Origin of the sequence: Pontibacter oryzae (assembly GCF_003576375.1) — a bacterium.
GTDB classification, from domain to species: domain Bacteria; phylum Bacteroidota; class Bacteroidia; order Cytophagales; family Hymenobacteraceae; genus Pontibacter; species Pontibacter oryzae.
In genome coordinates, this window is record NZ_QWGE01000004.1 from 510,414 (window position 1) to 533,569 (window position 23,156).

The window sequence follows — 23,156 nt, forward strand, 5'->3', positions numbered from 1 at the left end:
GATAAATCAGTCTGGATAACAAAAGTACGCAAATTATAGTTTAAGCTAGCAACAGGGCACACTTTACTCTTGCTAAAGGAAAGGTGTGTTTTCTATTTTGAAAAGCAAAAAACCGAGGATTATGAAAATATCATACATATTAGCTTTTATGCTATCTATAGCCTTACTCAGTTGCGGAAACGAGCACACCGCCAACGAAACCCAGGAAGAAAGCAAGCCAAACCCCGGGGCTCAGGTTGACGCCAAGATGACAAATCCTAACACATCGGGCAGGCTATCCGGTGAGGGAGAGGCAGGCGGCGAGAACGTTGACCTAAGTATGACAGACCCATCCGTTGGTGGCAATGAAATGATGCCGAGCCAAATGATTCTGGAAAACATCACCTCGAATCAGAAACTAAGTACCCTGGCTGCCGCCCTCAGAAAGGCTGGCATGGTTAACACTCTCAACGATACGGGCCCTTACACCGTTTTTGCCCCACAGAACAAGGCCTTCGAGGCGTTGCCAGCCACAGTACTGGACGAACTGATGAAAACCGAGAACAAGCAAAGGTTACAGAGCATCCTCAAAAACCATGTGGTTACGGGCAAGCTCACCGCAGCAGACCTGAAAGACGGTGCCATACTTAACACCGTGGGCGGGGAGCAGCTAAAGGTTGCCAAGCAAGGCGAAAAAGTAATGATAAACGGTGCCGAAGTAGTGCGGCCCGATGCGTTGAGCGAGAACGGTGTTATTCATGTTATTGATAAAGTATTGGTTACAGAGCAATAGGTTATTAAGCCAGAAAGTATAAAAAAGGGAGGCATACGTTTAGGTATGCCTCCCTTTTTGTTTGAAGTATGTAAAATGCTAAAACGGGTTGGTTGCCCATACCGAATGCTCCGGTATAAAGCCCCGGTCATCCATTTGCAAGGCGCTTTTAATGGCCCAAGCTATTTCCTCGCCGCGCAGTTTGTTAGGCTGGCTCTCGCGCTCCTGGCGGTCTTCCTGGCCAAAGGCGGTAGTTACCTCGCTTGGGTTTATTAAAGAAACACGCACGTTATACTTGCGCAGCTCGGCTTGCCAGCTTTGGGTCATACTACGCAGGGCGGCTTTTGAGGAGGCGTAAACCGAGCCGCCTTCGTAGCCCTTCAGCGCTGCCGTAGAACCAATGTTGATGATGTTGCCGTGCTTCTGTTTCTTGAAGATCTCGGCAGCGCGGGCTCCCATCATGGCAGCGCCAAACACATTTACGCTGTATACTTTCTGGAAATCCTCCACGGTGAGCTCTTCCAGTAACTTACGGGTTCCGATGCCGGCATTATTGATGAGGGCATCCAGCTTGCCATACTCGTTTAAGAAGGTTTTAAAGGTGCGCTTTACATCATCGGGGTTAGCCACGTCGGCAGTGATAGGCAGTGCACCAATATCGCGGGCAGCTTTGTGTGTGCGCTTCTCGTCGCGGCCCGTGATGGCTACGTTGGCTCCGTGCTCGATCAGTAATTTAGCGGTGGCATGGCCAATACCCAGCGTGCCGCCGGTTATCAGGATGTTAGCGTTTTCAAGTTTCATAGTTCCAGTTGCTTAACTTTCAGAAGTATAAAATCTGTAACGCAACAGGAGGGGAATGGTTAAATTGTTAATTGGTGATTGTTGGATGGTTAGTTGTTGGATGGTTAGTTGTTGATTGTTGAGAGGGATAGCGTGGATATTTATGGGGTACACCCTTACGATACTTTGGGCTTGTGTGGATCAGCACACTAATCACGCCAGTTGAAAACTGGCCTCATGCGGTACCACGAGTTGAAAACTCGCGGTAGGGCCGCTGCTTATACTAACCTCAACAACCTCCCAACTTTCTAACCTACAAACCTTCTAACTTTCTAACTCCCAACCTCCTAACCTATTTCCGGTTGTCACCGCCGTGCAGCATGCTTAGGTAGCTTTCGTAGCGGGTCAGGGAGATTTCGCTGCTGCGCACGGCTGCAATGATGGCGCAGCCCGGCTCGTTTACGTGCGTGCAGTTATTAAAGCGGCACTGGTTCAGGCGCTCGCGCATCTCCGGGAAGAAGTGGCCCAACTCTGCCGCCGGAATATCTACAATGCCCAGCTCCTTGATGCCCGGCGTATCGATAATAAAGGTTTCTGAGTCAATCTCGAACATCTCAGCAAAGGTAGTGGTGTGCACGCCCTTGTCGGAGAAGTCAGAAATTTCGGAGGTTTTCAGTTCCAGGTCTGGCACCAGCAGGTTGATCAGCGAGGATTTGCCCACGCCCGAGTGACCAGCTAGCAATGTTGTTTTACCGTGCAGGAGCGCATTTACCTGGTCCAGGCCCTCGTTGTTTTTAGCCGATACTGCCAAACTTGGGTAGCCGATCTGGCCATACATGTGGCTAATCTGGCGCTGGTAGTCCATGGCATCGTCATCATACAAATCGGTTTTGTTGAAGATAAGCGTGGCTGGAATGTCGTAAGCCTCGGCGGTTACCAGAAAGCGGTCTATAAAACCAAAGGAGGTTCGTGGCGATACCAGCGTCACGATTAGCAATGCCTGATCCAGGTTGGCAGCAATAATATGCGAGTAAGCGGATTTGTGCGTGCTCTGGCGGATGATGTAGTTTTCGCGCGGGACAATGTGGTGGATAATGGCCGTGTCCTCGCCGGTTGTCTCCACCTCAAACTCCACGCGGTCGCCTACGGCCAGCGGGTTGCTAACCTTCAGGCCCTTGATCTTAAATTTACCGCGCAGGCGTGCCCGGTGCAATTTACCTTCCTCGTCGCGCACCAAATACCATGATCCCGTCGATTTTACTACTACTCCCTTCATTCGGTTTATTTAAGCAGCTGCTTTACATCAGCCATAATTTTGGCGGTGGCGCCAGCCTGCTCTTGTACGTATTCTTTTTCTTTGTTTGTTATACTTTGGCGTAGTCCCGGTGTTGCGTGCACTTGCTCAAAAGCCTGTAGCAGCTCCTCGGCGTTATTCACCGGAAAGGCGCAGCCCAGTGCCACCAGGTCTTTTGCCTCCTGAAATTTATCGTAGGTGGGGCCAAAGAATAGCGGCAAACCAAACACGGCTGCCTCCAGTGTGTTATGCAGCCCTTTGCCAAAGGCCCCGCCAATGTAGGCATAGGTGCCATAGCTGTATAGCGACGAAAGCATGCCGATGTTATCGATAACGAGCACGTTATACTTGGCTGCGTCTGCCTCGGTGGTGTTTGAGAAACGCACGGCGCCCTTGCCCAAACTTTGCATCACTGCGTTTATACTTGCCTCGTTCACCTCGTGCGGCGCAATGATGAATTTTATACTTTGTTGGTACTTCTGAATCAGCGGGAGCAGCGCATCCAAATCAGCGGGCCAGCTGCTACCGATCATAAACACAAGTTTACCTGCCGCAAACGCCTCTACTAGAGGTATGGTCTTTACCGAGGCAGCCGTTTGCAGCACCCTGTCGAAGCGGGTGTCGCCGGCTATACTTGCCTTGCTGATATGTATGCCCTGCAGCAGCTCCAGCGAAGGTTTGTTCTGGGTATAAATGTGCGTGAAGCGGCGCAGGATGTTGCGGTAAAAATCGCCGTAGCCTTTAAAGTATACTTGCTCTGCCCGGAAAATGGCAGACACGGAAAGCACCGGAATTTGCCGATACTCCAGCTCTTGCATATAATAGTGCCAGAACTCATACTTCACAAAAACGGCCAGCTTTGGCTTAGTAATGCTAAGGAACCTGCGGGCATTGGCAGCGCTATCCAGGGGCAGGTAGAAAATGTAATCAGCGCCTGTGTAGTTTTTGCGTACCTCGTAACCCGATGGGGAGAAGAACGTGAGCAGGATCTTATACTTCGGAAAAGCCTCCCGGAAAGCTTCCATCACGGGGCGGCCCTGTTCAAACTCGCCAAGGGAGGCACAGTGGAACCACACGAGGGGCGCCTGGTTGCCGGCCAATGCCTCCTGTAGCCTTTCAAACTGCCGCACGCGCCCCTGCTGCATTAGCCGGGCCTTCTCGTTAAAGGGAGCGGCCAGCGTAATGGCGGTTTTGTAAGCCTTCAGGCCGAGTGTATAAAGTAACTTCAAAATGTATACTTAACATTAAAGCGCTCACAGCGCCGCAAGACACTGTGAGGTCTGGTTATGCTGCAAATATAAGGTATTGCGCAGGGAATGTGTGTAAGGGAGTATACTTTGTGGTTAGTAAATTTTTGATTATTTGGTGATTTAATATTGTTTGCTATATTTGGTGGGATGAATATAGTTAGTTTCTATTACTCACTGTTACCGATCCTTGTAGCCAACCCTTGCACAACCTAACAATACTGAAATGAGCAAAATCAGTCTCGGGCAAAAAGCCCTGCACTTCCCTCTGACGAAGATAATAGTCGGGCTAATAGTATGTTTAGCCATAATCAGAGTTGGGCAACCTTTAGTGGATAAAATTCTGGAGTTAACAAGCATCAACAGTGACCTGGCAAAGCTAATACGAGGGGTTATTGTTGCAATACTTGCAATAGTATCCTACTCCTATTTATTCAAACATTACGAGCAAAGAGAAATAACGGAATTCTCTAAAAACAACCTCTTTAAAAACTTAATTCTTGGCCTAACTCTAGGCGTGGTTTTACAGGCATTGACCATATTAGTGATCTACTTAAAAGGAGGTTATACTATTATATCTATAAATCCCGTCCTGTATATAATTCCTCCATTGGCTATGGCCTTTACCTCTGCCATTGTGGAAGAGATTCTATTGAGAGGGATAGTTTTCAGGATTACAGAAGAGAAGCTGGGGAGCTACCTTGCCTTACTAATTTCTGCCGCATTATTTGGAGCCATGCACTTTGCTAACCCTAATAGTTCATTAACTGCCGCAGTCGGTCTTGCTATTCAAGCTGGGCTTCTGCTTGCAGCAGCTTATATCTACTCAAGGAACTTGTGGTTTCCCATTGCACTGCATTTTGCCTGGAATTTTACCCAATCCGCCATTTTTGGTGCAAAGGTGTCAGGCAATACAATCTCCAAGACGTTAATAACTTCTGAAATTGAAGGTGCAGTTTGGTATACAGGCGGGCAATTTGGTCCGGAAGGCTCTGTTCAGGCAACGCTATTCTGTTTAATACCAACCATCGTACTTTTGGTATTGAGTCATAAGGCTGGCAGAATCATTAAACCGTATTGGAGGAGAAACAACGAGCCACTTACAGTAGCTTTACAATAGTGGGTTGGAAACTTAAGCCTATAAAATACAGCTTGCATTTGTATTAGTAGAATTCGTGGCTTTGGTTGCTCACCATTAAAGCGCTAATGATACTTACACCCATCAGCTAGTTAGGCTGCTTTATAGTCCAACACGTTAAGCACCCAAACGGCCCTGTTATGAAAAACTTTAACTTTAGAGAGCGAAATCTGCTAGCAGGGCCGCACCTTTTAGGAGTCCTTTTGCTACTTGCAGGCGTATTTACTTTAGTGAGTCCAGCATTTCTGAAGAATGAAAGTTCAACTGAGCGAGTTTTGCTTGTAGGAACTGGAGCCGTAACCCTCGGGCTTTTAATTGTATCCTCTTACGATGGAACGCTTATTGATTTTACAAAAAACAGATTTAAAAAATATTTTTCAATTGGCGGTTATAAATTCGGGGACTGGATATCACTGCCTAATATAGTGAGCGTAAAAGTTATTTCTGCCAGCTACATAAGCACTAATACACCGAATGGCATAAGTCCTACAGTTTCGGGTAGAATAATCAGGTTTAAGGCGGTATTGTATTCGAATGCTTCTAAGCCAGAATTTTCCTTCGTTTATTCAAATAGAGATAAAGCGCTCAAACATGCTAAATTATTAGCCTTTAAGTTTAAGGCTGATTTGATTGTAGACGATATATAAAGAGAGTGAAAGTGGCGAATGCATCACTTCATAAATACCATTATCCATAACTTAACTAAGCTACTTACAAAAGCCGAAGCAATGAGATATATCAATAGATATTTGTAATATCATACTTACGGTTGGTCGTTGCTATAACAGCCAGCTAAATTCCGCACTTATTGTTTTTTAACACTTTGCCTCTACTCGCGCCCCAAAAAGTATAAATTAGCCAAACCCAACTTCAGGCCTTACTTTTGTAGCATTAAAAGCACAATTTGAAAGTATAGATTTGAGTAAAAGCATAAAGCAGTACAGCGAGACCGATACGCTGCAAAAAGTAATTATCGGGAGGTACGAGAACTATAGCGAGGCGCCCGCTTATGTAGAGCTCGTGAACGAGGACCAGAAGCAGGGGCTGCCCACAAAGGAGCGGCTAAAGGAAGAGTTCGACACCTTTAGGCAGGTGCTGACGGAGGCGGGCGTTGAGGTGCTGGTGCCCGATTACGTGGGCAAGTTTGTATACGACCAGCTCACGCCCCGCGACATCGGCATGGTAATAGGGGAGAAGTTCCTGCTCTGCAACATGGTGAAAAGAAGTCGCCGCTACGAGAGCGCTGGCATTTTCCGTTACCTGCACGACATTCCCGGCCACGAGGCCAACATCATTATCCCGGACTCGCCGACCTGTTTTATTGAGGGCGGCGATATACTGGTAGACAAAGGAAATATTTTTGTAGCCGTATCGCAGCGCACCAACCCCGAGGGCGTGGCTTTTCTAGAGGAGCAGTTCGGCAATGAGTTTAACGTGGTGCCCATAGAGGCGCGAACGCTGGCAGAAGGCGAGAACGTGCTGCACCTGGATTGCATGTTTAACCCTGTAGGGGAGAATTTGGCACTCATTTACGAAGAAGGATTTAAACAGCTTCCGCACGAAATCCTGGACAATTACAACCTGATAAAGGTAACCAAGGAGCAGCAGCAGGAGCTGGCCACCAACATACTTTCCCTGTCGCAGGACAGGCTTATTAGCCGCGACCACCCATTGTGCCAGCCTGTTAACGACGAAATAAGGAAGGCCGGCATAGACGTGGTAGAGATAACATTCGATGCGGCGCCAAGCACCGGAGGCTCATTCAGGTGCTGCAGCCTGCCCTTGCGTAGAGGTTAGTTTCAGGCGAGGGAAAGTATGCGCGCAAGTATAAATCTGTGCTCGAGAAGTACTGCATACCTGCATTTTTAGTAGCTTACCATATCTAAACTAACAATGTATGCCGCTCACCATTCGCCCTATTCAGCTTACAGATAACGAGCCGCTGGCCGACCTCATCCGAACTGTTTTCCGGGAGTTTAAGATAGACAAGCCCGGCACCGTGTACACCGACCCTACCACTGACGCACTGTACCAACTGTTCCGGCAACCTGGCAGCACCTACTTTGTGGCCGAAGAAGATGGCGTATTACTTGGCGGCTGCGGCGTTTACCCAACAGAAGGCCTACCGGAAGGCTGTGCCGAGCTGGTTAAGTTTTATCTGGCAACCGATGCACGAGGCAAAGGAATTGGCAACAAACTGATGCAGCAAAGTATAGAAGCCGCCCGCGCTCTTGGGTATAAGCAACTATACCTAGAGTCGTTTCCTGAGCTGGCAAAAGCGGTGTCCATGTATGAAAAAGCAGGTTTCAAACCGCTGCCGCACGCCCTTGGCAACTCTGGCCACTACGCCTGCAACATCTGGATGATAAAGCAACTGTAAGCATGCAACCAACCTATAACCGTTAGTCGCCATGCAGACAAGTATGAGTTTTAACGCATACCCGGAGATTGGCTGCGGCACTGGCAAAAACCAGAGCGGTAGCAATGCAATGTATATCTTAGCTTGTAGAATTGTCAGGGGAAATGCTGTAGCGGACAAGGGGCGTGAAGAGTAAGAGTGTCCTTCAGGAGCTGTTTCTACTATCTATACTTCCGTAAATAAAAAAGCCCCGGCCTAGGCCGGGGCTTTTCTGCTATTTAAAAGCTGTTAAAGCTTAGTGCTTTGCAAGGTAGTTAGAAACGCCCTCTTTTGTAGCGCTCATTGCCTCTTTGCCTTCAGACCAGTTGGCTGGGCAAACTTCGCCTTTCTCCTCGAAATACTGCAGGGCATCAATCATGCGCAGTGCCTCATCAATAGAGCGGCCCAGTGGCATGTCGTTTACAACCTGGTGGCGAACTACACCTTCTTTGTCAATCAGGAACAGGCCACGGTAAGCAACCGGCTCACCCACGAAAGTAACTTCGCCTTCCTCGTTGTAGTCGTAATGACCAGCTAGCACATCGTAGTTCTGAGCGATAGTTTTAGCTGCATCAGCTACAAGTGGGTAGTTTACACCTTCAATACCTCCTTTGTCGCGTGGCGTGTTTAACCAGGCAAAGTGAGAGAAGTGCGTATCGGTAGAGCAACCTACTACGGCCACACCTTTGCGCTCAAACTCTTCCATTCTGTCCTGGAAGGCGATGATCTCAGTTGGGCACACAAACGTGAAGTCCATTGGGTAGAAGTAGAAAAGTACGTGCTTCTTGCCCAGGTATTGCTCTAATGAAAAGTCTTCTACAAACTCGCCGTTTTCAACAGCCATTGTCTTAAACGAAGGTGCTTTTTTACCTACTAATACTGCCATGTTGGTTTAGTAAATTATTGAATTGGTTAAAAAAATCTATTTGGAAACTCTTGTAATGCTTATCTGCTTGCCGGGCTCCAGCTTATTGCCTGTCAACTGCACCGAGAAGCCTTTAAGTTCAAAGTTTTCGAGGCGATGCTGGCTAAAAAACGCTGCCAGCAGCTTTTCCAGTTCTTCATCCTCAAAATCGATGATCTCCTTGGTATTGCTGCAGTAAATATGGCTGTGCGGGCTCATGCCGGCATCGTAGCGTTTGCCACCTTCCTCAGAAAGCACCCGCCGGATCAGTTCCGCCTCCACAAAGGTATCGAGCGTTTTGTACACGGTGCCCAGCGAGATGCTGGGGTTTGCCGCGTGCAGGTGCTGGTATACTTCCTCTGCGGTTGGGTGCTGCCCATGCAGTGCTGCCATAGCCTCAAACACCACAATGCGCTGGCTCGTGGCTTTTAAGCCCGAGGCAGAAATTTGCTGATGTATTTGTTGGCGCGTTAGTGGCTGCATGTTCTTAACTAAGAATAATTCTTAACTAGTAAGAATTGGCCACAAAGGTAAGGCATATATTTCGAAGTTGAAACCCTGAGTGCAAAGAAAGTTGAAGAAATGGCCAAAGTATAAGTAAGTATTATGTGCTTGTAATATAGTGTATTAATGTTAAATCAGCTTTGCCAAAAAGGCGATTTTCCGGCTTTAACGCCCATCAGCCCATGCTTTGCAAGTATTCCGAAAAATATATACTTATAAGTATAAACCGGCATAACCCCGAGCAAAGCACTACAGTTTGCGAAAGAATCGGGTACAAAAAAATTGCACCAAACTAAAGCATCCCGCCCTAGCCCAGTGCAACTTTCTAACTTTTTAACCTTCTAACTTTTTACCTCTCTACCTCTCTACTATCTTCCCTTAAACTCGGGCTTTCGCTTCTCCACAAAGGCGTTCATACCTTCGGTTTGGTCTTCGGAGGCGAAGCAGAGGTAGAAGTTCTTGCGCTCAAAGTGCAGGCCTTCGTCCAGGTGGGTCTCGAAAGAGCGGTTCACGGATTCCTTGGCCAGCTTAGCCGCCACCGGCGACATTTGCGCCACATCGGCAGCCAGTTTAAAGGCCCCGTCTAGGTATAGCTCCACGGGCACCACACGGTTAATCAGGCCATGTTTTTCAGCTTCGTCGGCGGAGATAAACTTGCCGGTTAGCACCATTTCCATGGCTTTGGCTTTGCCAATGGCTTTGGTAAGGCGCTGCGTACCACCTGCGCCTGGCATCACCCCGATCTTAATCTCTGGCTGGCCAAACTGGGCAGTTTCCGAAGCCACGATCATATCGCAGGTCATGGCCAACTCACAACCTCCGCCCAGCGCAAAGCCAGACACGGCGGCAATAATCGGCTTTTTGGTCTTCCGGATCTGGTCCCAAGTCGAGAACTGGTCCACGTTTAGCATATCAATAGCAGTTTTGCCGGCCATTTGCTTAATATCGGCACCAGCGGCAAAAGCGCGTTCGTTGCCGGTAATAATGATGGCGCGCACCTCGTCGTTCTCGTCCAGCTCTTTCAGGGCATCGCGCAGTTCGGCCATCAGTTGCAGGTTCAGGGCATTTAGCTCTTTGGGTCTGTTTAGTTGTATCAGCGCTACGTGTGGTTGCGCTTGGGGTGTTACAAGTATAAATTCCATAGTATAAATAGGCTTCTGTTGTTGATGACTCAAGATACGGTTTTATAAAGATAGCCTGGCAATCTATTTACTCACAAACTGAAAAGTGGTGCGCGTGCGCTGCTCCATCAACACCTGCCTGCCTTCCATCATGCGGTTTATACTTTGCGTGTCGTAGTTTTTGATGGTGTACAGGCGCAACTCAGTGTTATAGTGGATTACAAACTGGTCGTGCAGGGTTTGCAGGAGGCGGTGCAGGCGCTCTGGGTGGTAATCCGTGCAGATCGAGAAGGAGATGGCTGAGTTCTGCATCAGATTAATCTTGATGCGCAACTCCGAGAGCGCGTTAAAGATAGTGCCCAGGTTCTGCTCCGAAATAAACGTGAAATCCTTTACGCCGAAAGATATCAGGCACTGCTTCTCCTTGATAATGTATGCCGGGGCAATCACCTCGAAGCGGCACTCGCAAATCTTGGTGCCCGCGCCCTCAGGGTCCAGAAACGACTTTACGTACAAGGGTATCTGCTTATTGGCAAGGGGCTTAATCGTTTTCGGGTGGATGACCGAGGCGCCATAATAGGCCATCTCCACGGTTTCCTGGTAGGAGATCTCCGGGTAACACACAGTATCTGGGAAATATTTTGGGTCAGCGTTTAGCAGGCCGGCCACATCTTTCCAGATATACATCCCCTCGGCATCCAGGCAGTATGCAAAAACGGCGGCGCTAAAATCGGAGCCCTCGCGGCCCAGGGTAGTAGTTAGGCCATTGTTAGTGCCTCCTAAAAAACCCTGTGTTACCACTAGCCCTTGTTGTAACAGTGGTATCACATCACGCTTTATCAGGCGCTCACTCCAGGCCCAGTCTACCTTGGCTTCGCGCCAGGTACTATCTGTTTGGATATACTTTTTGCTGTCAATCAGTGCGTTATGCACGCCTTGTTCCTTCAGAAAACAATGCAGGATTGTGGAAGAAAAAAGTTCGCCAAAACTTACTGTTTGATCGTATACGAAATCAAAGTTGTCGTTCGGTTGGATTCCCGTGAGTTGGGAATGCAGCAAATCGAAGAGGTGTTCGAGCCGCTGAAACACAGCGTGGTCCTGCTGCGGAAACAAGTTTTGCAATACCTCGAAGTGATACGCCTTCAGGTGCAGGAATGGCTGCTCAAACGCATGCTGTTGGTACGCCAGGTTGAGCAGTTCCTCCAGGGCATTAGTGGTTTTACCCATTGCAGAAACTATCAGCAATAGGTGTCTTTCTCCGCCCTTTGCTGTTACAATCCGGGCCAGGTTACGGAAAGCCTCCGCGCTTTTTACCGAGGCCCCACCGAACTTAAATACTTTTATCCTGTCTTGTGTCATGTACTGTAAAATTAGGCATCATTCGGAATATTGCCTAAATATGATATTTTTGTAAGCAAAAGGTTAAACTTATCTTTATGAATGACAAACTCGCGCTTCCTGTAGGCACCACGCTGGACAGGTTTATCATGAGAAAACAAGAAGCCTTCCCGTACGCAACCGGGGAGCTGTCGCAGTTGCTCCGCGATATAGCCCTGGCGGCCAAAATCGTGAACCGCGAAATTAATCGCGCAGGCCTGCTGGATGTAACCGGCGCTTACGGCCAACAGAACGTGCAGGGCGAAGACCAGCAAAAGCTGGACGTGATTGCCAACATCCGCTTCATACGTGCCTTGCGCAACGGGGGCGAAGTTTGCACCATTATTTCTGAAGAGGAGGATGACATCATCCAGACCGGTAACCACAAAGGCAAATACATCGTGGCCATCGACCCGCTCGACGGATCGTCTAACATCGATGTGAACGTCTCGATCGGCACAATCTTCTCGGTATATCGCCGCCTTTCCGAGCAAGGCTGCGATGGCACCGAGGAAGACTGCCTGCAGAAAGGTGATCGCCAGGTTGCTGCCGGTTATGTTATCTACGGATCTTCTACCATGTTGGTGTATACTACAGGGCATGGCGTAAATGGCTTCACTTACGATCCGTCGTTGGGCGAGTTCTTCTTGTCGCACCCTACCATCACGTCGCCAACTACAGGGAATATTTACTCCATCAACGAGGGTACATACAACTATTTCCCGGAAGGCGTGAAGCAGTATGTAAACTACTGCAAGGAAAACGATTACTCGGCACGCTACATTGGCTCGCTGGTGGCAGATTTCCACCGCAACCTGCTAAAAGGGGGTATTTACATGTACCCGGCCACCACCAAAGCGCCAAAAGGCAAGCTACGCTTAATGTATGAGTGCAATGCGTTGGCCTTTATTGTGGAGCAAGCCGGAGGTAAGGCAACCAATGGCTCGCAGCGCATTATGGAGATGCAGCCAACGGAGCTGCACCAGCGTTGCCCACTGTTCATCGGCTCAACCGAGATGGTGGACAAAGTACATGAGTTCCTGAAAGCTGAAGTGGAAGTAGGCTAAGAAAAGCGCTTATACCAATCTGGAATTAGTTAAAACAAAATATCAAAGGCAGAGAGCTGAAAGGCTTTCTGCCTTTTTGTTTGGCAGCACAACTGAAGCCAGTGCGTGAATTTATTCTTGACCGGGGCAGGCTTACCTCCCGCTATACCTTAGCCTGATCTCTGTTTTCTGGATTTCCCTTTTGATAATGAGGCGTGCAATGCGGATGGAGACGGTGTCTTCGTCGGCATCTATCATGGCGGCCTTTACTTTACGCTCGTCCACATCGATGCGGTAGAGCAAGTGCAACAGGCGGTTAAAGTCGGAGCGGATGAGGTGTAGCACCACATGGGCCAGCTTATACTCCAGTGCCTCCAGATCAGAACTGGGTAGGTTATCTACCTCAAAAATCCGTTGCAGGTGGTTGGTGGTGCCGGCAAGTATGGCTGGTGAGTAAGGCATGGCAAACGATGGGCGCTGCAGGCTGTGGCAGCTTGGCTAACAGGTTAGGGGTTTATACGCGGCAGAGTGATGAGTTCAAACAAAAAGCCCTCCGGTGCAGGAGGGCTTTTTAACATTATGCTTTCTTTTTCTTGGTAGCTTTTGCAGGCGCTTCAGCTTCAGCGGTAGCCTCCTCAGATTCAGACGAAGTATTAGCTTCCTCAGCTTTGGTAAAGCCTACATACTTTTTCACGATGGTGTACCAGGTTGCCAGTTTCTTCATGTCCGACACATACACGCGGTCATCGTCATAGTTTGGCAGTACCTCGGCCATAAAGGCTTTGTAGTCCTCGTTGCTTGGCTTTTCGCTCAGGGGCAGGTTATCGCCATATTTTTCGTGCACGCGATCAAAAACCTCGGCAAGTGGCACCGTTCCTTCTTCATCGGTCGTGTAGATAGAGATCTCATCGAGCAGCGACATACGGTGGCGCGCCTGCGCTACCATCGTTTTCGGAGTCTCCTCTAGGGTCTCCATAATTACACCGGTATGTGTTGGTTTTACCACACGGAAAAGGCCGCTCTGGCCAGATACAGCTGCAACTTGTCTTAAATCGATAGGCATAGTAAAAGGTATGTCTGTTTGGTTATAGTTTAAACATAATCGGGATACTGGCATCTACGGCAAAGCCCGGCGCATTAAACTTCAGCAACCGTGCCACGCGCAAAGCCTCCTCACCAGTGTTGGCCCCAGCCGTGCGCAACACCTTAAAGTTAGAAGTGGAGCCGTCAGCGTTCAGGGTAAAGCCGATAATGCAGTCACCTTGCACGCGGTTGCGCTTGGCGAGTGGTGGGTATACCAGCTCTTTGTCTATGGCTTTATACATGGCTTCCTGGCCTCCTTCATAGAACTCAGCAACAGGTATAACCTTGCTTGGCACCCAAAACTTTTTTTCTTCAGCCTGCTCTTGTGCGGGCTTGTCTTGCGAGGTTTGGGCACTGGCCGTTAGCGCAGCAAAGGCAAATAAAAGAAACAAAAATGAGATTTTACTTTTCATAAGGGTAAACATTTAAAAATCCTACATCACGGGTAAACTTCGGCTCCTGCTTAAATGCAACCCTCGCCCAGGCTATTCTTGGTTTTGCACTTGTGCGTTTACCTCATCTATAAAAGAGAGTATCTCGTTGCGGCCAACCTGCTTTTCGGCGGAGGTACGGAACATTTGCGGCAGCTCATCCCACGTTTCACGGAGTTTACGCTCGTAGGCGGCTATGGTTGAGTCTGTTTTAAGGGCCGATTGTTTATCCACTTTTGTAAATACAAGTACAAAAGGCACGCCCATGGTTCCAAGTTGGTTTATGAAATCAAGGTCGGGCTGCAGCGGTTCGTGGCGCGAGTCGATCAATACGAACACGCATGTTAGGTTCTCGCGCTTCTCAAAGTAAAACTTGATCATGCGGCGCCATTCCTCGCGCGAGCTTTTGCTCACTTTGGCATAGCCGTAACCCGGTAAATCCACCAGGTACCACTCGTTGTTTATCAGGAAGTGGTTGATAAGCTGAGTTTTACCTGGCTGTGCCGATGTTTTGGCCAGTTTTTTCTGCTCTGTAAGCATATTGATGAGCGATGACTTGCCTACATTAGAGCGGCCAATAAAAGCATACTCCGGCTTATCTGGCGCAGGGCAGGCCTCTACTTTGGTATTACTCATCAGAAATTTTGCTTCCCTTATAATCATGCGGTAGTATGTTCTTGGCCCTGTCTTTAAAAAATGCTAAATAGCATTAGCCGCAGAGCAGGATATTAAGTAACTTGTGCCTCGTTTTGCAGAGGCACTATTTATTGCACCTCAAAGGTAACGAATAATTTTCCTATTCGGCGAAGTTGCTATACTTTTTGCCGGGAGTCTTATAGTTTAACGCATAAAATGAAAGAACATTTTAAAGTAACACAGCGCATGAAGAGAGGGGTACGGATAGCGGGGCTGGCGCTGGCCTTTACGGTATGCGGCGCCATGGCATGGCCGGGCGGTACCAGCCGCCTGATCCGTAAGGCTGACCAAGCCTTTGAGCTGGAAGACTATAAAGCAGCCTTAAAACTGTATGCAAGCGCTGTGGAGGCCGAGCCTTCAAGCCCTGAAGCAAACTATAAATTGGGTATTACTTACGTGCAACTGAACATGCCCAAAGAAGCACGGGCTGCCTTGCAACGCGCCATTGACCTGGATGCGAAAGTGGAGCAAAAGCTACTGCTGCCGTTGGCCGAGGCAAACCATTTGGAGCATAACTTCAGCGCTGCCAAAGCCTATTATGAGCAGGAGAAGCGCAGCGCACCTACCCTGGAAAAAACGTACCAAGAGCTCCTGCGCAAACGCATAGCCGAATGCCAGGCCGGTGAAGACCTGATGCGCCTCCCAGCCATTTATAATGTATCTAATGTGGGCAGCGCCATCAACTCAGAGTATTCTGATTACGTGCCCGTGCTAATGCCTGACGACAAGGCCATGCTGTTTACCACCCGCCGCCCTGATAAAGGCAGGAAGTCGCTGGATGCCAACGGTGCCGAGCAGATCCGGATTACTCGTATGCAGCAAGGAAACTGGCAGGAGTCTGAGCTTTTCTTGGAAACACAGCAGCAAATGCCGCAGCACGCAGTAGTATCGGTAGCGCCACACGGCAAAGAGCTTTACACTTTCTTCGCTGATAAAGGGCTGCATGTATCTTATAAACTGCAATCCGGCGATTGGACACAGCCAGAGCTATTAAAGGCACCCTTTAACCAGGGCTCGCGCGAGCCATCGCTTTTCGTAACCGACGATGGTAAATTTGCATTTTTCTCCAGCGACAGAACCGGGGGCTACGGTGGCCTGGATTTATATGTAAGCTATAAGAAGGAAGACGGAAGTTGGAGCGAAGCCCTGAACTTGGGCCCGGAAGTAAACACACCTTACGACGAAGATGCCCCCTTCGTGGACACCGCCACCAATACCTTGTACTTCAGCTCGCGTGGGCACAACACTATGGGCGGCTATGATATTTTCAGGAGCAGCATTAGCAATGCCACCTGGAGCAAGGCCCGCAACCTGGGTTACCCGGTCAATTCGGCAGCCGATGATCTGTACTTCACCTTAAGCTCAGATCGTAGCACGGCCTATATCTCCTCCGACAGGCCAGGCGGAGCAGGCGAGAAAGACATCTACCGCATTCTATTTCATTAATCTACTGGCCGAAAGTTCTCAAGAGCAAAGCCGCTGCAGGTTTACCTGTAGCGGCTTTCTTATTTGTGGTTTATTCTAATTTAACGATAGCAGGGCAAAATAATCATTTGCGAATATTATTTATTCTATATATTTGCTGTAGATTCAATTATTTGTAAATAATGTTATACTTCGTGCTAACGTATTGTTGCCAAGTATAAATAAATATACTCAACCTTTTAAGGCTGCTGAACCGTATGCAGGTCAATGCCTTGGCCTGATTCGAAAGAGAATAACATATACTAAATTTAATATATCTCGTATAGAAGCTGAAATACCCATGTAACATTGCCAGGCACACTTCCTGGGCATCGTTCTTTCATCTTCACTAACACAAGAAAAGTATAACAAACCTTTTACACATGACCTATTTAGCCAAATCGTTTTCGCGGGTTTCTCTGCTGTTTTTGATGGTTTGCCTGCTGGCAGGCTCTGCCTCGGCACAAAGCGTCAGGAAGCAATTGCGATCAGCCAACAAATTATTTGACAAAGAAAATTACCGGGATGCCTTGCCTCTATATGAGAAAGTGCTGGCCGCTGACCCGAACAATGCCAAAGCACTGTACTATGCAGGCATCGGCTACCTTACCTTTGATAAGGAGAAATCAGCAGACTATCTTTACCGCGTACAAAAGCTAAAGCCTAACATTGATCGTGATCTGGAGTACTGGTTAGGCCGTACCGATCACATTAACTACCGCTTCGACAGCGCCATTGAGCATTTCCAAAACTACCAGGGAAACATCCGCAAGCGTAACATAGAGCGCAAGGAGGAAGTAGCCCAACTGATACAGTATGCCAAAAATGCCAAGCGCGAAGTAGCCAACCCGAAGGATGTGTTTGTGAAAAACCTGGGTGGCGATGTGAATACCGCTTATTCGGAGCACAGCCCGGTAATCTCCTCAGACTATAACTACCTGCTTTTCACGTCTCGTTCAGAAAACGTGACTGGTGGCAAAGAGGCCCGTGATGGCGAGTACTACGAGGATATCTTCGAGACTACCCGCACCGGCGAAGACTCCTGGGAGAAAACACGCATTGTACCAGGTGCTCTGAACAGCGCCGGCCACGATGCATCTATCCAGCTTTTCGATAACGACACTAAGCTGTTGCTTTACCAATCAGTGAACAACGGTGACATTATGGTGTCGGAGCGCCAGGCTGACGGTAGCTGGGGAGCACCTAAGAGCATCAGCGATAAAGTAAACAGCCGCGATTTCGAGTCGGATGCATACATTACGCCAGATGGCCAAACGCTTTTCTACTCAACCAGCCATTTCTCTGAAAACGGCGATCTGGATATCTATATGGTTACCCGCAACAAGAATGGAAGTTGGGGCAACCCAAAAAGTTTGGGCAAAACCATCAACACACCCTTCGACGATGACAGCCCATACTTGGCAGCCGATGGTACGCTTTTCTTCGCGTCGCGCGGCCACAACAGCATGGGTGGCTACGATATCTTCTCAGCCAAGTATGACTCGGTGGCACGCCGCTGGGCACGCCCTGTAAACCTGGGTTCTCCAATCAACACGCCGGATGATGACACCTACTACCGCCTTGCCCCGGACGGAAGCTATGCTTACCTATCGTCTTACCGCATCGGTGGCTACGGCGAGAAGGATATTTACACCATCAACTACATCAAAAACACCACAGTTAGAGGCCAGGTGCTTACGCAAGCCGATAGCATTGCTCTGCCAGGTGTTGAGTTAATCTTTAACGGCTTCCAGGCAGATAAACGCCCGATCAGCTACCGCGATGTAACAAAGCCGGATTCTGCCACTTACCGCGTAACCATGCTTTCTGGCCGCAAGTACCAGGTGCAGGTGTCGCTGGATGGCAAAGTACTGGAAACACAGGAGTTTGATGTGCCGGTTGTTTTGGATGACACCACCACAATTACAAAGAATTTCTACATCAGAATGGCTGATAGCACGGCAACGCGCCTTGCTGGAACTACACCAAGCACTAAACCAGCCGCAGCCATTAAAATGGAGACAATCTATTTTGCCACTGACAAGTATGAACTACGTGCCGAGTCTATCCAGGAGCTAGACCAGATTGCAGAAGTGATGAAGGCTAACCCAACGCTGAACATCAGCATAGAAGGCCACACTGACTCACGCGCCACAGACAGCTATAACATGACGCTAGGCCAGAACCGCGCCGATGCCGCCTTCGATTACCTGGTGAGCAAAGGCATTTCGCCGAAGCGCATGGTAACCGTAACGTATGGCGAGAGCAGACCAGCGGTGCCGAACACCTCTGCCGACAACATGCAGCTTAACCGCAGAACTATGTTTAAAGTGCTTCCGCGCCAGGGGCAGCAGCAAAACCCGTAACAAGGTATGGCCTAGATTGGCCGAAGAAACTATACTTGAAAAGCAGGCCGGGCACACGCTCGGCCTGCTTTTTTTATATTTCGGAACATAAACTGCGGATTATAGTTTTAGGTACAGTATTTTTGCCCTGTTACACATTACATTCCAACCCATGGCGGTAGTACCTTACAAAGACCAGAACGAGAACAAAAAGTCGCAGGTGGCTACAATGTTCAACAACATTGCAGGCAAGTATGATTTCCTGAACCACTTTCTGAGCGCTGGCATCGATATTGTCTGGAGAAAGAAGGCTGTGAGCCTGTTAGCTCCCGAAAAACCCAAGCAAGTGCTGGATATTGCCACCGGCACCGCCGACTTTGCCATCGAAACCCTGCGCCTGAACCCGGATAAAATTACGGGAGTAGACATCTCGGAGGGCATGTTAGCCGTAGGACGTGAGAAGCTGGTTAAAAAAGGGCTGACAAACAAAATAGAGCTACAGTATGGCGACTCTGAAAATCTGCCATTCGAGGATAATACCTTCGATGCGATTACGGTTGCCTTTGGCGTGCGTAACTTCGAGAATCTGGAGAAAGGCTTGTCTGAAATGCATCGCGTATTGAAGCCCGGTGGAATGGCCGTAGTGCTGGAGTTCTCCAAGCCACGCAGCTTCCCGATGAAACAGCTTTATCAATTTTATTTTAAGAATATACTACCGATGGTAGGTAAACTCGTTTCTAAGGACAATGCTGCCTATACATATCTTCCGGAGTCGGTTCAGGCTTTCCCGGATGGGCAGGATTTTATAAACATTTACCAAAAAGTCGGATTCAAAGGCACGAAATGGCATTCACTCACATTTGGCATAAGCTCCATTTACACGGGCAAAAAGTAACCTTGTGCGCCCTGGTGGCATTCCTGCTGCTGGGCCATGCGGCAGCGGCGCAAAGTCAGAAGATAAAAAGCGTAAATAAGCCCGGCTACGATGATAAACCCGTGCACTATGGTTTTTATCTGGCCATGCCGCTTACGAAGTATAAAGTTGATCATTCGCAGACCTATGCCGACCAGCTGAGCAATGGCAGTAACCAGGCGCTCAACGCTAAAACCGACATTGGCTTTTATACAGGCCTTGTGCTAAATGTGCGCCTGGCCGAGTACCTGGATGCGCGCTTTGTACCGGGTGTGGGCTTTTATAGCCGTAGTCTGGAGTATACTAACATTGTGCCGCAGGATGGAGGAGAGCCCACCAACGACACACAGGTGCTGCAGAACGTGATGATTGAACTGCCTGTGCTGCTAAAGTATAAAGCTAAGCGCCGCGATAACTACAGGCCATACTTGGTTGCTGGCATTAAGCCCGGCATTGATATGGGCAAGGGCAATAACGGGGCAACAGAAGATGTAACCGAGCTGCAGATAGAGAAATTTGACCTCGCTTTAGAATATGGCTTTGGGGTAGATATTTTCTATCCGTTCTTTAAGTTTGCTCCGGAACTGCGTTTCTCCCATGGCCTGCTAAATCAGCACAAGCCTGTGCAGGGCAGCGATTATAGCGCTTACATTCAAAAACTGACAAACCACAACGTATCACTCATACTTTTCTTCGAATAAAAGATGACTAAGATCGCACTCATTACAGGTGCCACGTCGGGTATTGGTTATGCCACTGCCCTGGAACTGGCCAGCAAAGGATACAATATTATTGCCACCGGCCGCAGGCAGGAGCGCCTGCAGGTGCTGCAGGAAAAAATTGGCACCGATAAAGTATACCAGCTTGTATTTGATGTGCGTGATAAGGAGGCAGTGCTAAAAGCTATGGCCTCGTTGCCTCAAGCATGGCAGCAAATCGAGGTGCTGGTAAACAACGCGGGCAATGCGCATGGCTTGGCCCCGGTGCAGGATGGCTCCCTGGATGACTGGGATGCTATGATCGACATCAATGTGAAAGGCCTGCTATATGTAACCAAGGCTGTGCTGCCACTAATGCAGGCGCAGGGAAAGGGACATATCGTAAACATTGGCTCTATTGCCGGCAAGGAGGTATACCCGAACGGGAATGTGTATTGTGCCTCGAAGCATGCCGTAGATGCACTTTCCAAAGCCATGCGCATGGACCTGGTGCAGCAAGGCATTAAAGTATCGGAAGTAAACCCAGGGCTGGTAGAGACAGAGTTCTCGGAGGTGCGCTTTAAAGGGGATTCTGAGCGTGCGGCCACGGTGTACCAGGGTTACCAGCCACTGCAGGCCCAGGATGTTGCTGAGCTTATCGGGTTCATGGTAACGCGCCCGGCGCATGTTAATTTAGCCGAAGTTATGATATTGCCAACAGACCAGGCGTCAGCCACAATTCTGAACAAGCAGCAGTAACTAACACATTTTATACTTTAAGCAGCGAGGCCTGCCATAGCGTTATGTTATGGCAGGCCTCGCTGCTTATTAGGTTTAGTGCTTGCTTACTCGAAAAGCTGTTGCATCACAAATGCGTATAAATCGGATTCCTCGCGGATGCCGGCATAAATGCCGCTTGCGCCAGAGTGGCCTGCGTTATACTCCGTGCGTAGCAAGATAGGGTTTTTCTGGGCTGGCCGGTTCTGCATCGCTGCGGCAAACTTAAAAGAGTGCAGCGGCACCACGCGGTCGTCGTGGGAGGAGGCCATTAGCAGCATAGCCGGGTAGTTTACCTCCGGTTTAATGTTATGCAGCGGCGAGTACGCTTTCAGGCTCTGGAAACTTGCGCTGTCTTGGGTGGTGCCATACTCCGGTATCCAGGCCCAGCCGATGGTGAACTTTTCGGAGCGCAGCATATCCAGGGGGGCGGCCACAGGCACCACGGCTTTGTATAGCTCCGGGCGCTGCAGTGCCGCCGCGGCCACTACCAAACCTCCATTAGAAGCGCCGGTCGCGGCCAGTTTCTTGGGGTTGGTGTAACCGGATTTGATCAGGTACTCGGCGGCGGCGTTAAAGTCGTCGAAGGAGGTTTGCTTGTTGGCACCACGTCCTTGCCGTGCCCACTGCTGGCCACGCTCGCCCCCTCCGCGTATCGAGGCAAAGGCAAACACGCCGCCTTTCTTCACGAAATGTATGATACCCGGCTCAAAAGACGGCTCACTGATAAGGCCAAAGCCACCGTAGGCTTTCAGTAGCGTGGGGTTGTTACCATCCAGTTTGGTGTCTTTATGGTAGATCAGCGTCATGGGTACCATGGTGCCGTCCTTGGCCGGGTACTCCACTTCCTTGTACTCAAACCCGTTGAGGTCGTAGGCCACGGTGGTTCGCTCGGTGAGGGTGCGCTCAAAGGTAGTGGCGTTGAACTTGTAGATAACCGATGGGAAAGTATAGGACGCATAGCGGTAGTATACTTCATCCGGGCTGGGTGCGCCGGTAAACCCACCCACTGTTGTGCCTGCGGGCAGCTCCAGGTTATACAGCATCTTACCGCTATAATCAAACACCGTGATCAGCGGGTGCCCTTTAACCAGGAAGGTAGCCAGAATGCGGTCCTTTAAAAGGTAGTGCTCGGTAAGCAGGGCACCAGAGAACTGAGGTATAAGTTCTCGCCAGTTAAAAGGCTGGGCCGGGTCCAGCTCTACCATGCGGCCGTTAGGGGCGTTATGGGTAGTATAGGCTATCAGTTTGCCGTTGCGGCTGTCCAGTACCTTAAACGTGAAGGCAAGGTTGGCGAGTAGTGGTTTGAGCGTAGGCTGAGCCTGGTTGTAATCGATGTAGAAGATGCTCTCTTTCCCGGTGAGCCGGTGCTCCTCCCGAAGTATGAAATAGCGGCCATCTGAGGTGGTGCTGAAGTTGAACATGAACAGCGGGTTGTCGCGCTCGAAGATCAGCTTGTCCTGGCTTTGGTCGGTGCCGAGCTCGTGGAAGTATACTTTCTGCCCTTCGTTAGCTTTTGGGTAGGCGGCATAAAAGAAGCCGTTGCCCTTCCAGGCGATGCCGGAGAACTTCACATTTTTCAGGTGGTCGGGGCGCTGGCGGGCGTTCTTCAGCTCCACAACCTTAATCTCGGCCCAGTCGCTGCCGTTTCGGCTAAACTGGTAGGCCAGCAGGTCAGAGGTTTCGTTTACCTTATAGCCTTTCAGGTTGATGCGGTCGGAGCCGGAAATGTCCTTGGGGTCTACCAGTGGCATTACCTCGTCTAACTCCGGGTTATCGCTCATGGTTCGCTTATAGTATAGCCCCACCGTACTGTTGATGTTGTAGTAGAAGTAGCGGAAGTAATAGTCGCCATCCTTCACGAAGTTGTGCGATGACCGGACATAGTTATACTTATCGATCGCCAGGAAAGCGTTTGTCTGGTTAGATGCTTTGGTGAGAAACTTCTTAGAGACCTTATTCTGGTCCGCCACCCAGTCTGCTACCTCGGGACTGTCCAATTTCTCCAGCCATCGGTAGGGGTCAGAGATAATGTGCTGGCTGAAAAAAGTATCGGCGGCGGCGGTTTTCTTTGTGAGCGGGTACTCCAGTTTTTGGGCAGACAGGGCCCCAGCCTGCAGGAAGGCCAGGAGAAAGGGTAAAATTTGTTTCATAAAAAGGGTGCTTGGAGAGGATAAATACGTTTGTCG

Annotated in this window: 23 protein-coding genes; 11 read left to right on the forward strand and 12 right to left on the reverse strand. The window is 49.3% G+C overall.

All coding sequences use genetic code 11. The features are described 5' to 3' along the window. Positions 1–121: 121 nt before the first annotated feature. Positions 122–772 carry a fasciclin domain-containing protein gene (locus D1627_RS14575; protein WP_119432969.1) on the forward strand — a complete coding sequence of 217 codons (651 nt, stop codon included), beginning with the start codon at positions 122–124 and terminating at the stop codon, positions 770–772. Positions 773–850: 78 nt separating this feature from the next. On the opposite strand, the gene D1627_RS14580 is transcribed toward D1627_RS14575, so the two are convergent. The 3 genes from D1627_RS14580 to D1627_RS14590 all read right to left on the reverse strand — a co-directional run bounded on the left by D1627_RS14580 (position 851) and on the right by D1627_RS14590 (position 4,054). After that, positions 851–1,552, reverse strand: coding sequence for an SDR family oxidoreductase (locus D1627_RS14580; protein ID WP_119432970.1), 702 nt, complete (start codon positions 1,550–1,552; stop codon positions 851–853). 331 nt (positions 1,553–1,883) lie between these two features. Continuing rightward, complete coding sequence (gene rsgA, locus D1627_RS14585) at positions 1,884–2,807, reverse strand: ribosome small subunit-dependent GTPase A (RefSeq protein WP_119432971.1); 924 nt, start codon at positions 2,805–2,807, stop codon at positions 1,884–1,886. Positions 2,808–2,812: 5 nt separating this feature from the next. Continuing rightward, on the reverse strand, positions 2,813–4,054 hold the full coding sequence (locus D1627_RS14590; protein WP_119432972.1) for a 3-deoxy-D-manno-octulosonic acid transferase: 1,242 nt from the start codon (positions 4,052–4,054) through the stop codon (positions 2,813–2,815). A 244-nt stretch (positions 4,055–4,298) separates the two neighbouring features. Here D1627_RS14590 and D1627_RS14595 point away from each other — a divergent pair, with 244 nt between their 5' ends. The 4 genes from D1627_RS14595 to D1627_RS14610 all read left to right on the forward strand — a co-directional run bounded on the left by D1627_RS14595 (position 4,299) and on the right by D1627_RS14610 (position 7,590). Beyond that, entirely contained in the window at positions 4,299–5,192 is an 894-nt protein-coding gene (locus tag D1627_RS14595) for a CPBP family intramembrane glutamic endopeptidase (RefSeq protein WP_119432973.1), read from the forward strand. A gap of 158 nt (positions 5,193–5,350) precedes the next feature. Further along, positions 5,351–5,857 (forward strand): hypothetical protein, encoded by a 507-nt coding sequence (locus D1627_RS14600; RefSeq protein WP_119432974.1) that lies wholly within the window; start codon positions 5,351–5,353, stop codon positions 5,855–5,857. Positions 5,858–6,128: 271 nt separating this feature from the next. After that, positions 6,129–7,007 carry a dimethylarginine dimethylaminohydrolase family protein gene (locus tag D1627_RS14605; RefSeq protein ID WP_158607190.1) on the forward strand — a complete coding sequence of 293 codons (879 nt, stop codon included), beginning with the start codon at positions 6,129–6,131 and terminating at the stop codon, positions 7,005–7,007. Positions 7,008–7,107: 100 nt separating this feature from the next. Continuing rightward, the gene (locus D1627_RS14610) at positions 7,108–7,590 is read left to right on the forward strand and encodes a GNAT family N-acetyltransferase (RefSeq protein ID WP_119432976.1); all 483 of its coding nucleotides are present in this window, start codon (positions 7,108–7,110) and stop codon (positions 7,588–7,590) included. Positions 7,591–7,864: 274 nt separating this feature from the next. Here D1627_RS14610 and D1627_RS14615 read toward each other — a convergent pair whose 3' ends face one another. From D1627_RS14615 to D1627_RS14630, 4 genes are all read right to left on the reverse strand, one after another. Beyond that, on the reverse strand, positions 7,865–8,494 hold the full coding sequence (locus tag D1627_RS14615; protein WP_119432977.1) for a peroxiredoxin: 630 nt from the start codon (positions 8,492–8,494) through the stop codon (positions 7,865–7,867). A 36-nt stretch (positions 8,495–8,530) separates the two neighbouring features. Then, positions 8,531–8,995: a Fur family transcriptional regulator gene (locus D1627_RS14620; RefSeq protein ID WP_119432978.1), complete on the reverse strand. Its 465-nt coding sequence runs from the start codon at positions 8,993–8,995 to the stop codon at positions 8,531–8,533. Positions 8,996–9,384: 389 nt separating this feature from the next. After that, positions 9,385–10,158, reverse strand: coding sequence for an enoyl-CoA hydratase-related protein (locus tag D1627_RS14625; RefSeq protein ID WP_119432979.1), 774 nt, complete (start codon positions 10,156–10,158; stop codon positions 9,385–9,387). 63 nt (positions 10,159–10,221) lie between these two features. Then, positions 10,222–11,496: an aspartate kinase gene (locus D1627_RS14630; protein ID WP_119432980.1), complete on the reverse strand. Its 1,275-nt coding sequence runs from the start codon at positions 11,494–11,496 to the stop codon at positions 10,222–10,224. Between the two features lie 77 nt (positions 11,497–11,573). Between D1627_RS14630 and fbp the strand changes: the two genes are divergently transcribed. Further along, the gene (fbp, locus tag D1627_RS14635) at positions 11,574–12,581 is read left to right on the forward strand and encodes a class 1 fructose-bisphosphatase (protein ID WP_119432981.1); all 1,008 of its coding nucleotides are present in this window, start codon (positions 11,574–11,576) and stop codon (positions 12,579–12,581) included. Positions 12,582–12,713: 132 nt separating this feature from the next. Here the strand turns inward: fbp and D1627_RS14640 are convergent, their stop codons facing one another. The 4 genes from D1627_RS14640 to yihA form a co-directional block, all read right to left on the reverse strand. Further along, a complete protein-coding gene (locus D1627_RS14640) occupies positions 12,714–13,022 on the reverse strand; it encodes a hypothetical protein (protein ID WP_119432982.1) in 309 nt (102 codons plus the stop codon). A gap of 115 nt (positions 13,023–13,137) precedes the next feature. Beyond that, positions 13,138–13,623, reverse strand: a complete 486-nt coding sequence (locus D1627_RS14645; RefSeq protein ID WP_119432983.1) for a DUF5606 family protein — start codon at positions 13,621–13,623, stop codon at positions 13,138–13,140. A gap of 22 nt (positions 13,624–13,645) precedes the next feature. After that, a complete protein-coding gene (locus D1627_RS14650) occupies positions 13,646–14,056 on the reverse strand; it encodes an energy transducer TonB (protein ID WP_119433053.1) in 411 nt (136 codons plus the stop codon). A 72-nt stretch (positions 14,057–14,128) separates the two neighbouring features. Further along, positions 14,129–14,737 (reverse strand): ribosome biogenesis GTP-binding protein YihA/YsxC, encoded by a 609-nt coding sequence (yihA, locus tag D1627_RS14655; RefSeq protein WP_119432984.1) that lies wholly within the window; start codon positions 14,735–14,737, stop codon positions 14,129–14,131. 189 nt (positions 14,738–14,926) lie between these two features. Here yihA and D1627_RS14660 point away from each other — a divergent pair, with 189 nt between their 5' ends. The 5 genes from D1627_RS14660 (at position 14,927) to D1627_RS14680 (ending at position 20,949) form a co-directional block, all read left to right on the forward strand. After that, complete coding sequence (locus tag D1627_RS14660; RefSeq protein WP_119432985.1) at positions 14,927–16,216, forward strand: tetratricopeptide repeat protein; 1,290 nt, start codon at positions 14,927–14,929, stop codon at positions 16,214–16,216. Positions 16,217–16,617: 401 nt separating this feature from the next. Further along, positions 16,618–18,600, forward strand: coding sequence for an OmpA family protein (locus D1627_RS14665; protein ID WP_119432986.1), 1,983 nt, complete (start codon positions 16,618–16,620; stop codon positions 18,598–18,600). Between the two features lie 151 nt (positions 18,601–18,751). Further along, positions 18,752–19,474: a bifunctional demethylmenaquinone methyltransferase/2-methoxy-6-polyprenyl-1,4-benzoquinol methylase UbiE gene (ubiE, locus tag D1627_RS14670; protein ID WP_119432987.1), complete on the forward strand. Its 723-nt coding sequence runs from the start codon at positions 18,752–18,754 to the stop codon at positions 19,472–19,474. Positions 19,475–19,488: 14 nt separating this feature from the next. Further along, a complete protein-coding gene (gene porT / locus D1627_RS14675) occupies positions 19,489–20,193 on the forward strand; it encodes a type IX secretion/gliding motility protein PorT/SprT (protein ID WP_233555644.1) in 705 nt (234 codons plus the stop codon). Between the two features lie 3 nt (positions 20,194–20,196). Then, a complete protein-coding gene (locus D1627_RS14680; RefSeq protein WP_119432989.1) occupies positions 20,197–20,949 on the forward strand; it encodes an SDR family NAD(P)-dependent oxidoreductase in 753 nt (250 codons plus the stop codon). Between the two features lie 86 nt (positions 20,950–21,035). Here the strand turns inward: D1627_RS14680 and D1627_RS14685 are convergent, their stop codons facing one another. Further along, positions 21,036–23,120 carry a prolyl oligopeptidase family serine peptidase gene (locus D1627_RS14685; RefSeq protein ID WP_119432990.1) on the reverse strand — a complete coding sequence of 695 codons (2,085 nt, stop codon included), beginning with the start codon at positions 23,118–23,120 and terminating at the stop codon, positions 21,036–21,038. Between the last annotated feature and the right edge of the window lie 36 nt (positions 23,121–23,156).